The sequence below is a fragment of the Streptomyces sp. NPDC012508 genome, assembly GCF_042902595.1.
Taxonomy (GTDB): Bacteria; Actinomycetota; Actinomycetes; order Streptomycetales; family Streptomycetaceae; genus Streptomyces.
This window is the reverse complement of the sequence record NZ_JBIBEO010000001.1, coordinates 1015790-1028722: the sequence shown is the minus strand read 5'-3', so window position 1 is coordinate 1028722 and position 12933 is coordinate 1015790. Positions and strand designations below refer to the sequence as shown.

General features: G+C 72.4%; 11 protein-coding genes. 9 read left to right on the top strand and 2 right to left on the bottom strand.

The window, feature by feature from the left end:
* Positions 1-61 precede the first annotated feature (61 nt).
* The 7 genes from ACFY8U_RS04410 (at position 62) to ACFY8U_RS04380 (ending at position 8754) form a co-directional block, all read left to right on the top strand.
* On the top strand, positions 62-748 hold the full coding sequence (locus ACFY8U_RS04410; RefSeq protein ID WP_389565459.1) for a GntR family transcriptional regulator: 687 nt from the start codon (positions 62-64) through the stop codon (positions 746-748).
* Positions 749-834: 86 nt separating this feature from the next.
* Positions 835-1668: a M55 family metallopeptidase gene (locus ACFY8U_RS04405; RefSeq protein WP_389565456.1), complete on the top strand. Its 834-nt coding sequence runs from the start codon at positions 835-837 to the stop codon at positions 1666-1668.
* Positions 1661-2998 carry a M20/M25/M40 family metallo-hydrolase gene (locus tag ACFY8U_RS04400; protein ID WP_389565453.1) on the top strand — a complete coding sequence of 446 codons (1338 nt, stop codon included), beginning with the start codon at positions 1661-1663 and terminating at the stop codon, positions 2996-2998. Before ACFY8U_RS04405 ends, ACFY8U_RS04400 begins: the two co-directional genes overlap by 8 nt.
* Before the next feature lie 51 nt (positions 2999-3049).
* Positions 3050-5041, top strand: a complete 1992-nt coding sequence (locus ACFY8U_RS04395; RefSeq protein WP_389565450.1) for a prolyl oligopeptidase family serine peptidase — start codon at positions 3050-3052, stop codon at positions 5039-5041.
* The gene (locus tag ACFY8U_RS04390; RefSeq protein WP_389565447.1) at positions 5038-5970 is read left to right on the top strand and encodes an LD-carboxypeptidase; all 933 of its coding nucleotides are present in this window, start codon (positions 5038-5040) and stop codon (positions 5968-5970) included. The genes ACFY8U_RS04395 and ACFY8U_RS04390 overlap by 4 nt, the downstream gene beginning before the upstream one ends.
* A gap of 135 nt (positions 5971-6105) precedes the next feature.
* On the top strand, positions 6106-7875 hold the full coding sequence (locus ACFY8U_RS04385; RefSeq protein WP_389566164.1) for a CocE/NonD family hydrolase: 1770 nt from the start codon (positions 6106-6108) through the stop codon (positions 7873-7875).
* 153 nt (positions 7876-8028) lie between these two features.
* The gene (locus tag ACFY8U_RS04380; RefSeq protein ID WP_389565444.1) at positions 8029-8754 is read left to right on the top strand and encodes a GNAT family N-acetyltransferase; all 726 of its coding nucleotides are present in this window, start codon (positions 8029-8031) and stop codon (positions 8752-8754) included.
* Between the two features lie 68 nt (positions 8755-8822).
* Here ACFY8U_RS04380 and ACFY8U_RS04375 read toward each other — a convergent pair whose 3' ends face one another.
* On the bottom strand, positions 8823-9932 hold the full coding sequence (locus tag ACFY8U_RS04375; protein ID WP_389565441.1) for an adenosine deaminase: 1110 nt from the start codon (positions 9930-9932) through the stop codon (positions 8823-8825).
* A gap of 68 nt (positions 9933-10000) precedes the next feature.
* Positions 10001-10750: a GntR family transcriptional regulator gene (locus ACFY8U_RS04370; protein WP_361440657.1), complete on the bottom strand. Its 750-nt coding sequence runs from the start codon at positions 10748-10750 to the stop codon at positions 10001-10003.
* A gap of 157 nt (positions 10751-10907) precedes the next feature.
* Here ACFY8U_RS04370 and ACFY8U_RS04365 point away from each other — a divergent pair, with 157 nt between their 5' ends.
* Entirely contained in the window at positions 10908-12344 is a 1437-nt protein-coding gene (locus ACFY8U_RS04365; RefSeq protein ID WP_389565438.1) for an MFS transporter, read from the top strand.
* Between the two features lie 213 nt (positions 12345-12557).
* Positions 12558-12911 (top strand): hypothetical protein, encoded by a 354-nt coding sequence (locus ACFY8U_RS04360; protein WP_389565435.1) that lies wholly within the window; start codon positions 12558-12560, stop codon positions 12909-12911.
* The last annotated feature ends 22 nt before the right edge of the window (positions 12912-12933 follow it).

Sequence of the window (12933 nt, the reverse complement as noted above, 5' to 3'; positions counted from 1 at the left end):
GGTGGTCCAGAACCGAACCGACGGAGCTGGTCCAGACCCGGACGAAGGGACCACCGCCACCATGGGGCACCTGACCCACCGCGACCTCAGCACCTCCGTGGAGCGGCTGCGTGACCAGGTCGCCCATGCCCTGCGCGCAGCCCTCATCTCGGGTGAACTGCGGCCCGGTGTCGTCTACTCCGCGCCGACCCTGGCGGAGGACTTCGGGATCTCCGCCACCCCCGTCCGTGAGGCGATGCTCGACCTGGCGCGCGAAGGCCTGGTCGAGCCGGTCCGCAACAAGGGGTTCCGGGTCACCGAGGTCGACGAGCGCGACCTCGACCAGTACACCGAGATCCGGGCGCTCATCGAGATCCCCGTCGTCGGCCGGGTCACCCGCACCGCCGCCCGGGAGGACCTGGAGGCGCTGCGGCCGGTCGCCGAGGAGATCGTGCGCGCCGCCAGGGAGCACGACCTCATCGGGTATCTGGAGGCCGACCGGCGGTTCCACCTCACGCTCCTCGGACTCGCCGGCAACGAACGCCTCGTCGAGACGGTCGGTGACCTGCGCAAGCGGTCCCGGCTGTACGGGCTGACCGCGCTGGACGAGCGCGGTGAGCTGATCCCGTCGGCCGAGGAGCACCTGGAGCTCCTCGACCTGATGCTCGCGGGTGACGCCAAGGGCGCGGAGCGGTGCATGAAGCGGCACCTGGGCCACGTCCGCTCCCTCTGGGCCACGAGCGACCGGGCGGCACGCACCACCGGCTGAGCCCCTGCCGCTCTTTGCCCGCTCCTCCTTCGCACCGAAGGTTTTCGCACTTAAGGTGGGGTTGCGTCGAGGAGACCGGGAGCACGATGAAGATCCTGATCAGCGCCGACATGGAAGGCGCCACGGGTGTCACCTGGCCGGCGGACGTGCTGCCGGGGACGCCCCAGTGGGAGCGGTGCCGGACCATGTTCACCTCCGATGTGAACGCCGCGGTGCTGGGCTTCTTCGACGGAGGCGCCGACGAGGTGCTCATCAACGAGGCCCACTGGACCATGCGGAACCTGCTGCTCGAACAGCTCGACGAGCGGGCCGAGATGCTCACCGGGCGGCACAAGTCCCTCTCCATGGTGGAGGGGGTGCAGCACGGCGACGTCGACGGCATCGCCTTCGTCGGCTACCACACCGGCGCCGGCACGGAAGGCGTCCTCGCCCACACCTACCTCGCCAACTCCATCACGGGCGTCTGGCTGAACGGCGAGCGGGCGAGCGAGGGGCTGCTCAACGCCCATGTGGTGGCCGAGTACGGCGTGCCCGTCGTCCTGGTCACCGGCGACGACCTGACCTGCGAGGACGCCCTCGGATACGCGCCCGAGGCGCACAAGGTCGCCGTCAAGGACCATGTCTCGCGGTACGCGGCGGTGTGCCGGACCCCGCAGCGCACGGCGAGCGACATCCGGGCCGCCGCGAAGGCCGCCACCGCCCTCGCCGTACGGTACGAGCCGGTGCCCGGTGGGCCGTACACGGTCGAGCTGGAGTTCGACGCCGAGCATCTGGCGGCCGCCGCCACCGTCGTCCCGGGCGTGGCCAGGAGCGGCGAGCGCAGGGTCGCGTACACCAGCGAGACGATGTACGAGGGCATTCGCACGTTCAAGGCGGTCACCACGATCGTCTCCGCAGCGGTGGAGGAGCAGTATGGCTGAGCCTGCCCAGGGCGGCCCGGACACCACGGCGCTCGACGAGGTGGTGACCTTCACCTCCGAGCTCATCCGGATCGACACCACCAACCGGGGCGGCGGGGACTGCCGCGAGCGGCCGGCCGCCGAGTACGTCGCCGAGCGCCTCGCCGCCGTCGGTCTGGAACCCACCCTCCTGGAACGGACCGCGGGCCGCACCAACGTGGTGGCGCGCATCGAGGGCACCGACCCGTCCGCCGACGCCCTGCTCGTCCACGGCCATCTGGACGTCGTCCCGGCCGAGCCCGCCGACTGGGCCGTCCACCCCTTCTCCGGCGAGGTCCGCGACGGAGTGGTCTGGGGACGCGGCGCCGTCGACATGAAGAACATGGACGCGATGGTCCTCGCCGTCGTCCGCTCCTGGGCGCGCCAGGGCGTCCGGCCGCGCCGGGACATCGTCCTCGCCTACACCGCAGACGAGGAGGCGAGCGCCGAGGACGGCTCGGGCTTCCTCGCCGACGAGCACCCCGGGCTCTTCGAGGGCTGCACCGAAGGCATCAGTGAATCCGGGGCGTTCAGCTTCCACCCGACCCCCGGCATGACGCTCTACCCGATCGCCGCGGGCGAGCGCGGCACCGCCTGGGTCAAGCTCACCGCCCACGGCCGCGCGGGCCACGGCTCCAAGGTCAACACCGCCAACGCGGTCACCCGTCTTGCCGAGGCCGTCGCCCGCATCGGCTCCCACACCTGGCCCGTTCGCCTCACCCCGACCGTACGGGCCGCGCTCACCGAACTCGCCGCCCTCTACGGCATCGAGACCGACGTGAACGCGGACGGATTCGACGTCGACCAGCTCCTGGAGAAGCTCGGACCGGCCGCCGCCCTCGTCGAGCCGACCGTGCGCAACAGCGCCAACCCGACGATGATGGAAGCCGGTTACAAGGTCAACGTCATTCCCGGGCGGGCCGTGGCCTACGTCGACGGCCGGATGCTGCCGGGCGGCGAGGAGGAGTTCGCCGAGGCGATGGACCGGCTCACCGGTCCGGACGTGGAGTGGGAGTTCCACCACCGGGAGGTCCCCCTGGAGGCCCCGGTCGACTCGTCCACGTTCGCTCGACTGCGGGCCGCTGTAGAGCACTTCGATCCGACGGGGCACGTCGTCCCGTTCTCCATGTCCGGCGGCACGGACGCCAAGCAGTTCTCCCGGCTCGGCATCACCGGCTACGGCTTCTCGCCGCTGAAGCTGCCCCCGGAGCTCGACTACGGCGCGCTGTTCCACGGCGTCGACGAACGGGTTCCGGTCGACGCCCTGCACTTCGGCGTCCGGGTCCTCGACCGCTATCTGAGGTCCGCGTAGTTTCAGTCGGGTTCGAGTGAGTCTCGTCAAGTCCGCGTAAAGGAAGTCGCGATGGTCCCCACGGGCGCCTATGGCACCTGGCCCTCCCCGATCGACGCCGCGCTGGCCGCCCGCCACGACGGGCGGCCCGAGTACGTCGGCGTCGTCGGCGACGAGGTGTGGTGGACCGCGCCCCGCCCCACCGAGGGCGGCCGGCGCGCGCTCGTCCGCCGACGGGCCGACGGCACCGAGGAGTCGGTGCTCCCCGCCCCCTGGAACGTCCGCAGCCGGGTGATCGAGTACGGCGGACAGCCCTGGGCGGGCCTGGCGCGCGAGGTCGACGGCCCGCTCGTCGTCTTCAGCCACTTCGCCGACCAGCGGCTCTACGCGTACGAGCCCGACGCCGGCCCGGACACCGGGACGGGCCCACGACCGCTCACGCCCGTCTCCGCCGTGGGCGGCGGACTGCGCTGGGTCGATCCCGTGATCCGTCCGGAGCGCGGCGAAGTCTGGTGCGTCCTGGAGGAGTTCACCGGCCCAGGGCCCACCGATGTGCGCCGGGTCCTCGCCGCCGTACCCCTCGACGGATCGGCCGCCGAGGACCGGACCGCCGTGCGGGAACTCTCCGACGGACGGCACCGGTTCGTCACCGGCCCCCGCCTCTCGCCGGACGGACGGCAGGCCGCCTGGCTCGGCTGGGACCATCCCCGGATGCCCTGGGACGGTACGGAGGTGCTGCTCGCCGACGTCACCGCCGACGGCACCCTGCTGGGCGCCCGCCCCGTGGCCGGCGGCCCGGAGGAGTCCGTGCCCCAGGTCGGCTGGACCTCCGACGGACAGCTGCTGTACGTGAGCGACCGCAGCGGCTGGTGGAACCTCTACCGTGCGGACTCCGGCGGCGAGCCGGTCGCGCTGTGCCCTCGCGCGGAGGAGTTCGGCGGACCGCTGTGGAAGATCGGGCTCAGCTGGTTCCAGCCCCTGGAGAACGGCCTCGTCGCCGTCATCCACGGCAAGGGCGCCACCTCGCTCGGCATACTCGACCCCGAGAGCGGCGAGCTCGTCGACGCGGCGGGCCCCTGGACCGAGTGGGCCGCCACCCTCGCCGTGCACGGCAGCCGGGTGGTCGGCGTCGCCGCCAGCCCGCGCAGCGCCTACGAGGTCGTGGAACTCGACACCTGTACCGGCCGGACCCGGATCATCGGCTCGGCCCACGACGATCCCGTCGACCCGTCGTACTACCCCGAGCCCCAGATCCGTACCTTCACCGGGCCCGACAACCGCGAGATCCACGCCCACATCTACCCGCCGCACAGCCCCGACCGGACCCCGCCCGGCCAGGAACTTCCCCCGTACGTGGTGTGGGCCCACGGCGGACCGACCGGCCACGCGCCGCTCGTCCTGGACCTGGAGATCGCCTACTTCACCTCGCGCGGCATCGGCGTCGCCGAGGTCAACTACGGCGGCTCCACCGGCTACGGACGGGAGTACCGTGACCGGCTGCGCGAGCAGTGGGGCGTCGTCGACGTGGAGGACTGCGCCGCCGTCGCCGAGGCGCTCGCCGCCGAGGGCACCGCCGACCCCGCCCGGCTCGCCGTCCGCGGCGGCAGCGCGGGGGGCTGGACCACGGCCGTCTCCCTCGTCACCTCCGACGTCTACGCCTGCGGCACGATCATCTACCCCATCCTCGACCTCCTGGGCTGGGCCACCGACGAGACCCACGACTTCGAATCCCAGTACCTGGAGTCGCTCGTCGGCCCGCTCGCCGAGGTGCCGGCCCGCTACCAGGAGCGCTCGCCGCTCGATCACGTCGAGCGGATCTCCGCGCCCTTCCTGCTGCTCCAGGGTCTGGACGACGTGATCTGCCCGCCGGCGCAGGCCGCGAGGTTCCTCGCGCGCATGGCCGGGCGGGGGATCCCGCACGCCGGAATCTCCTTCGAGGGCGAGGGCCACGGCTTCCGGAGGGCCGAGACGATGATCCGGGCTCTGGAGGCCGAACTCTCCCTGTACGCACAGACCTTCGGCATCGCACGCCCCGACGTCCCGCTCCTGGAGCTGAAGAAGTGACCGTGACCCCGCTGCACCGTCCCCCGCGACTTCGCCCCGGCGCCCGCGTCGCCGTCGTCGCGCCCAGCGGACCGATCCCGGAGGAGCGGCTCGCGGCGGGTCTCGACATCCTGCGCGGCTGGGACCTCGAACCGGTCGTCGCTCCCCATGTCCTGGACGTCCACCCGGAGTTGGGCTACCTCGCCGGTACGGACGAGAGCCGCGCCCGTGACCTCCAGGAGGCCTGGTGCGATCCCGCGGTCTCGGCGGTGATCTGCGCCCGGGGCGGCTACGGCGTCCAGCGGATGGTGGACGTGATCGACTGGGCGGCGATACGGGCCGCGGGCCCCAAGGTCTTCGTCGGCTACAGCGACGTCACCGCCCTGCACGAGGCGTTCGCCGTCCGCACCGGACTCGCCACCCTGCACGGGCCGATGGCTGCCGCGGCCACCTTCCTCAAGGACCCGCGCACCCAGGAGTCCCTGCGGGCCACCCTCTTCGAGCCCGAGTCCGTGCGGACCCTGGGCCTGGGTACCGCACGCCCGCTGGCCCCCGGCCGGGCCCACGGCGTCACCCTCGGCGGCTGCGTGAGCCTCCTCGCCTCCGAGCTCGGCACCCCGCACGCCCGGCCCTCCGCCCGCGGCGGCCTGCTGCTCCTGGAGGACGTGGGGGAAGAGCCGTACCGACTGGACCGGATCCTCACCCAACTGCTGCGCTCCGGTTGGCTGGACGGGGTGGCCGGCATCGGTCTCGGCTCGTGGGAGGAGTGCGGCCCCTACGACGAGGTCCGCGCGGTCCTCGCCGACCGCCTCGGCGGGCTCGGCGTCCCGGTGGTGGAGGAGCTGGGCTTCGGCCACAGCGAGACGGCGCTCACCTTCCCGCTGGGCGTGCCGGGCGTGCTGGACGCGGAGGCGGCGACGCTCACGCTGGACGTACCGGCGCTGAGCTGACCACCCCCTCCGACCTTCACCGAATCTCCGTCAACCCCCACTGTCAGGCGCGTTGACGGGATCTGACACGTGTCACACCATGGGCCCGGTTCGGTACTTACCAGTCGGTATCCTCAGCGTGGAGGCCCCGTGTCCGTGTCCCGTGCGCTACCGCTCTCCCGTAAGTTCCTCGCTCTGGCCGCGAGTTCGGCTCTCGCCGCGCCGCTCGCCCTCGCCGGTCCCGCGAGCGGCGCCGAGGCGGGGGCGTACACCGTCACACCGCTGACCTTCACCGTCGAGGCGGGCGGACGGACGTGCACGGTCGACGCCGACCTCTACCGTCCGGCCGGTGTGGACGCCGCGCACCCGGCACCCGCCGTACTCGCCACCAACGGCTTCGGCGGGAGCAAGGCCGACGGATCCACCGACGCCATCGGGAAGGCCTTCGCCGCCCGCGGCTACGTCGGACTCGTCTACTCCGGGCTCGGCTTCGGCCGATCCGGCTGCCTGATCTCCCTCGACGACCCCCGCATCGACGGGCAGGCCGCCTCCGCACTCGTCGACTTCCTCGGCGGCGCCCGCGCCGCCGACGACGGCACCCGCGCGGACTTCGTCACCCAGGACGGTGCGGGCGACCCGCGCGTCGGCATGATCGGCGGCTCCTACGGCGGCGCCGTCCAGCTCGCCACCGCCTCCGTCGACCGCCGGCTCGACGCGCTCGTCCCGCTCATCACCTGGAACGACCTCGCCTACTCCCTCGCCCCCAACGCCGCCGACCGCGCCACCCCGGGCGTCTTCAAATGGCAGTGGGCCAACGGCTTCTACCTGATGGGGGAGGGCCAGCCGCTGCTCGTCCCCTCCCTCGACCCCTCCCGCATCAACAGCCTCCGCTGTCTGCACTTCGTCACCGACGCCTGTGACACCGTCCGGCTGCTCAACTCCGGGCGCTACCACGACGCGGACACCAGGAAGATGCTGGACTTCGCCCGGAGCGTCTCCCCGGTCTCGTACCTCGACCGGGTCAAGGCACCGACGCTCGTCGTCCAGGGCCGGTCCGACAGCCTCTTCAACCTCAACGAGGCCCAGGACACCTACGAACGGCTCCAGGCGCGCGGCGTCGAGACCAAGATGATCTGGCAGTCGTGGGGGCACAGCGGGGGACAGGCGCCCGGCGAACTCGACCTGGCCCAGGGCAATCTGGAGACGAGTTACGTCGGACAGCGCGTCCTTGCCTGGTTCGACCGCCACCTGCGACGCGACAGGAGCACCGACACGGGCGCGGAGTTCGCCTACCACCGCTCCTGGCAGAGCGGTTACGGCACGGCGGCCCGGGTGCCGGCCCTCAGTCAGAAGCTCTACCTCTCCGGGGACGGCAAACTCGTCGACAACCGCGCCAAGGTCGCCAGGGGCTCGCGCGAGTACCGCAACTGGCTCGTCCCCACGAGCCACTCGGAGTCCTCGCTCGCCGGACTGATCGGACTGCCCGACCCCCAGCCGTACGACGTCAAGGGCACCTACCTCGGCTGGACCAGCGCCCCGCTCACGGCCCCCGTCGACGTCGTCGGCTCCCCGAGGGCCACCCTCCGGGTCGTCTCCCCGAGGACCGAACGCGTCCAGGGCTCCGGCGACGCCGCCGACAAGCTGGTGCTCTTCGCCAAGGTCTACGACGTCGCACCGGACGGAAGGAAGACCCTGGTCGACCGGCTCGTGGCGCCGGTGCGGGTACCCGACGTCACCAGGCCCTTCACGGTGGAGCTCCCGGGCATCGTGCACCGCTACGAGACCGGTCACCGGCTGGAGTTCGTGATCGCGGCCAGTGACGACGCCTACTCCGGCAACCGGGGCATCAAGCCCGTGACCGTCACCGCCGCACCCGACGACACCGGGGTCCTGGAACTGCCCGTTGTCAAGGGCCAGGTGGGGTAGCAGCCAGAAGGGTGGATTCACGCGACCTTCGGGCGTTCTTTACCTGTTCTTTTCCCACTCCGCGGGCAGTGGGACGGAGACTGTGCCTCCGCCTTCGTGCCGTGACGTCGGTGCGGGGCGCAGCTCCCTCCTCGCAGAAGGACCGAAGGCCCCGTGCCACTTCCCGTTGTGCTGTCCGGCCGCACCGTACGGCTGGAACCCCTCGCACCACAGCACGCCGCCGCGATCGCCGCGGCCGGCACCGAGGACCGTACGACGTACGCGTTCACGCCCGTCCCCCACAGTCCGGACGCGGCAGAGATCTATATCGAACGTGCCCTGGCCGAACAGGCCATGGGCCGGGCGCTGCCCTTCGCCGTCGTCAGTACCGCCGACGGGCGGATCGTGGGCTCGACACGGTTCCTGGAGCTGGACTACTGGCAGGGGCCGCTGGTCTGGCCCTCGGTGCCCGGCGTCCCGCACGGTGATCCGCTCACCTCGGTGCCCGACGCGGCCGAGATCGGCAACACCTGGCTCTCGCCCCGGGCCCAGGGCACCGGCGTCAACACCGAGGCCAAGCTGCTGATGCTCCGGCACGCCTTCGAGGCGTGGGGCGTACGGCGGATCTCGATGCGCGCGGACGCCAGGAACCTGCGCTCCCGGGCCGCCATCGAGCGGCTCGGCGCCACCTGCGAGGGCGTGCGCCGGGCCCATTCGCGCGGCCTCGACGGGGCCGTGCGGAGCACCGCCTTCTACTCGGTCCTGGACGAGGAGTGGCCGGCGGTGCGGGCCCACATCGAGGCACGGGTCGACCGGGCGTCCCGCCTCGACCACCCCACCCGGTTCGACCCGATGCCGGGCCTCGACGCGGCCCCCCGAGGGCCTCTGGTCCCGGCCTAGCCGCGACAGCGCGAAGAGCCCCCGCCCAGCGCTGGACGGGGGCTCTTCGCCTGGGTCACCGGCGCGGACTAGCGCGCCGCGAGCGCCGCGTACCCCGGGCGGACGACCTCGTCGATCAGACGCCGCCGCTCCGGCAGCGGCAGGAAGGCCGCGTCGAGCGCCGCGATCGTGAACTCCTCGAAGACCTCCGGGCCGTAGCCGAAGGCGTCCGCCATGTGCTGGAACTCCTCGCTCATGGTGGTGCCGGAGACCAGCCGGTTGTCCGTGTTGAGCGTGATCCGGAAGCCGAGGCGGCGCAGCTCGTCGATCGGGTGAGAGGCGTAGTCCTTGGCCGCACCCGTCTGGAGGTTGGAGGTCGGGCAGACCTCCAGGGCGATCCGGTTGTCGCGGACGTACGCGGCGAGGTGGCCGAGCGTGCCGTCCTCGGCGATGTCGTCCGTGATCCGCACGCCGTGGCCGATCCGCTCGGTGCCGCAGACCTGGACGGCCTCGTGGATCGACTCCGCGCCCACGGCCTCGCCGGCGTGGATCGTGAAGTGGCAGTTGTGCCGCTTCAGGTGCTGGAAGGCCGGGAGGTGGCGGGCCGGCGGGTTGCCGATCTCGCCGCCGGCGATGTCGAAGCCGGCCACGCCGTTCTCGCGGTGGGCGACCGTGAGCTCCGCGATCTCGAGCGACCGGTCGGTGTGGCGCATGCCGGTGAGGAGCGTACGGACGGTGATCCGGCCGCCCGAGCGGCGCTCGCCCTCACGGAAGCCGTCGTTCACGGCCTCGACGACCTCGTCGAGGGTCAGCCCGGCCGCCAGGTGCTGCTCGGGGGCGTAGCGGATCTCGGCGTAGACGACACCGTCCGACGCCAGGTCCTCGGCGCACTCGGCCGCGATCCGGTGCAGCGCCTCGCGGGTCTGCATCACCGCGCAGGTGTGGGCGAAGGTCTCCAGGTACCGCTCCAGCGAGCCGGAGTCGGCGGCGTCCCGGAACCAGACCGCGAGCGCGGCCGGGTCCTCGGTCGGCAGCGCGGTGTAGCCGCACTCCCGGGCCAGTTCGACGATGGTGGCGGGGCGCAGGCCGCCGTCCAGGTGGTCGTGGAGGACGGCCTTCGGCGCGCGGCGGATCCACTCGGCGACGGGTATGGAGACCGGGCTGCTGAGCGGGGCGGCAGGGTTGTCAGACAAGTGCATGGCGCGGAAGTGTACGCCACGCCGGGGGCGGGCCGCTGTGACGGCCGTCGCCTCCGGGGGTCGGGCCCTCAGTTCGACTGGAGGACCGGCAGCGCGGGGGCGCCCGTGGGGAGCATGTGCTTGGCCGCCAGGATCGGGGTGTCCCCGACCCGTACCACCTGGGTGACGAGCACCGCCGGGGTGTCGGCGGGCCGGCCGAGCTGCTCACCGCGGCGCTGTCCGAGCAGGGTCGCGGTCACGCTGCTGTGCGCCCCCAGCGGCACCCCGCGCGAGGCTCCCGCGAGCACCGCCAGCATCGACGTCCGCTCGGGCGCCGGCTCGGTGCGCAGCGCCTCGGCGAAGTCCCGGTGCGTCGCCTCCAGCACGTCGTCGGCCGCCGCCCACTCCTGGCTGAGCGCGGCCGCCGCACCCTCCCCGGCCAGCAGCGACTCCCAGAACCGCAGCTCGGCCCTGGCGGGGGCGAGGAGGTGCTGGGTGGTGAAGTCGGTGGGCTCCTCCACGGCCCGGAGCAGGGCCCGGACGCGCAGCGGGGTGCCCGCGCCGATCAGCTCCTCCAGGGGCTGGATGTGCTCGAAGCCGCGGCGCGGCGGGTGGTCGTTGACCGTCCGGCCGACCCCGCGCCGGACGGAGAGCAGGCCGTCCTCCTGGAGCAGTAGCAGGGCTTCGCGCAGGGCGGGCCGGCTGACACCGAGCTCGCCGGCGAGCTTCGGCTCGGACGGAAGGGTCGAGCCCGGGGGATAGGTGCCGTCGTGGATGGCGTCCGCGATCCGCTCGTAGAGCACCACGACCGGTCGCCGCTGCTGTCCGCTGACTGCCACTGCCCCTCCTTGGCCCGGTTGTCGGCAAGTGAACGGTATTCGGAATCACAGGTCAAAGGGACTTGACGTGTGACGCGCGTAGAACTCACTCTGTCTGGGCGTTGCTTGTCAGACAAGCTCGGTCCATCGATATGACATCCACGGCAAAGGGGCCCACATGTCAGCCACATCCGACCTCAAGGGCCGCGGGCCCATGCTCCTGGCGATGGTGCTCGCCGTCCTCGGCTACCAGATCAACGCCACGATGCTCAGCCCCGCCCTGCCGGATGTCATCGAGCGCCTGGGCACGACCACGGCCGCCGCCGGTCTCTCGCAGACCCTCTTCTTCCTGATGGCGGCCATCGGTCAGGTCACCCTCGCCCGCCTCAGCGACCAGCGCGGCCGCAAGCCGATGATGATCGTCTGCGCCTTCGTCCTGATCGCGGGCAACCTGCTCTGCGTCTTCGCGCCGAACATCGAGGTCTTCATCGCCGGCCGCATCCTCCAGGGCATCTCGGCTGCGATGTTCACCCTCGCCTTCCTCACCCTGAACCAGCTGCTCACCCCGGCCGGCTTCGGCAAGGCCGCGGGCATCATCACCGCCGTCAACGGCGGCCTCGCCGGCGTCGACGCCATCGCCGGCGGCCAGATCGCCGACACCATCGGCTTCCGCGGCGTCTTCGTCTGCTCCACCCTGATCGCCGTCGCGGGCCTGATCGGTGTCCGGAGGTACGTCCCCGACGTCCCGCCCACCGCGGCCGACGGCCGCTTCGACTCCCGTGGCATCGTCGCCCTCGCGCTCGGCCTCACCGGCGTCCTCGTCGGCCTCGCCCAGGGCGCCGCCTGGGGCTGGACCTCCGTCCTCACCCTCGGCTTCCTGCTCGGCGGCCTCGCCTCGCTCGTCTTCTTCGTCGTCTCGCAGAAGAGCGCCGCCAATCCGGTCATTCACATCGAGGTCCTGGCCTCGCGCCGCGCCTGGCCGCTGCTGCTCACCACCGTCTGCACCCTGGGCGGCGCCTTCGGCGCCATCGCGCTGACGATCCCGCTCTTCTCGCAGGACGGCCGCGTCGGCCTCGGTCTCTCCGCCGTGACCGCCGCCGTCCTCTTCCTCACCCCGATCCAGCTCATCGGCGTGATCTCCGCCCCGCTGACCGGCCGTCTCGGCCCGAAGATCGGCTGGCGCAAGATCGTCGTCACCGGCGCGATCGCCAACTTCGCGATCTTCCTCCTCGCCACCTTCTTCCTGCACAACGAGTGGATCCTCGTCGCCGCGCTCGCGGCCCTCGGTGTCACCTACGGCGGCTTCATGCTGACCGGCCTCAACGGCCTCGCCGTCACCACGGCCCCCAAGGACAAGCCCGGCTCGCTCTCCGGGCTCAACGGCGCCTGCTTCGGCATCGGGGCCTCCCTCGGCATCGCCCTGGCCTCCGCGATGATCACGGCCGGCAGCGACGCGGGCGGTCCGACCGAGGCGGGCTACCAGCACGCGATGTACACGGCACTCGCCCTGCTCGGCGTCGGCGTCGTGACCGCCCTGCTCATCCAGCGCCCCGACCCGGCCGACGCGGCGGACGCGGACTCCGACGAGCCGCAGCTGGTCCTCGCCCACCACTGACCGGGCACGACGGGAGAGGCCGCACCCTCACCCGTACGGCCCCTTCCACCGCCCCTGTGCGGACCGGATCCCTCCATCCTGGTCCCACGGGGGCGGGCGCGTACGACGGAGGAGAGGTCCGGGCATGAGTCCCACCGAGACATCGAGCACCGGTGGCCCCCGGCGCTCCGGACCCCTCACGCCCCGCCGGTACACGGCGACCCGGCGGTGTTCATGAGGCGGGCGGCGCTCCTGGGCGCGGGCGCCGTCGTCGCGCTCGCGGCCGTGGCGGTCGCGTCGGCGGAGGCAGTGCCGGGGGAGAAGACGGCGGAGGCGGACGCCCGGCCGATGCCCGACCTCCTCGGCAAGGGCCTCTGGTGGGTCTTCACGGCACTCGCCCCTCGCACCCGCCTCGACGTCCATGACGTCGCCGGTCGCGACCGGCGGGTGCTCTGGCCGCCGAACTGGACGGTGTGCACGCAGTACCCGACCGAGGGCGCGGCGCTCGACGGCCGGACGACGGTCGTGATCGGTGTGGTGAAGAAGGGCGAGAGCTGCCCGCCCCGGGTCACCTCGGCCCGCCGCTGACCCCCGGCGCCACCGCCGGTCC

What these genes read in the sequence shown, in the direction of transcription:
- ACFY8U_RS04360 (WP_389565435.1), top strand. Translation starts at nt 12,558, where the DNA reads ATGAGGCGGGCGGCGCTCCTGGGCGCGGGCGCCGTCGTCGCGCTCGCG.
- ACFY8U_RS04375 (WP_389565441.1), bottom strand. Translation starts at nt 9,932, where the DNA reads ATGCACTTGTCTGACAACCCTGCCGCCCCGCTCAGCAGCCCGGTCTCC.
- ACFY8U_RS04400 (WP_389565453.1), top strand. Translation starts at nt 1,661, where the DNA reads ATGGCTGAGCCTGCCCAGGGCGGCCCGGACACCACGGCGCTCGACGAG.
- ACFY8U_RS04405 (WP_389565456.1), top strand. Translation starts at nt 835, where the DNA reads ATGAAGATCCTGATCAGCGCCGACATGGAAGGCGCCACGGGTGTCACC.
- ACFY8U_RS04395 (WP_389565450.1), top strand. Translation starts at nt 3,050, where the DNA reads ATGGTCCCCACGGGCGCCTATGGCACCTGGCCCTCCCCGATCGACGCC.
- ACFY8U_RS04410 (WP_389565459.1), top strand. Translation starts at nt 62, where the DNA reads ATGGGGCACCTGACCCACCGCGACCTCAGCACCTCCGTGGAGCGGCTG.
- ACFY8U_RS04365 (WP_389565438.1), top strand. Translation starts at nt 10,908, where the DNA reads ATGTCAGCCACATCCGACCTCAAGGGCCGCGGGCCCATGCTCCTGGCG.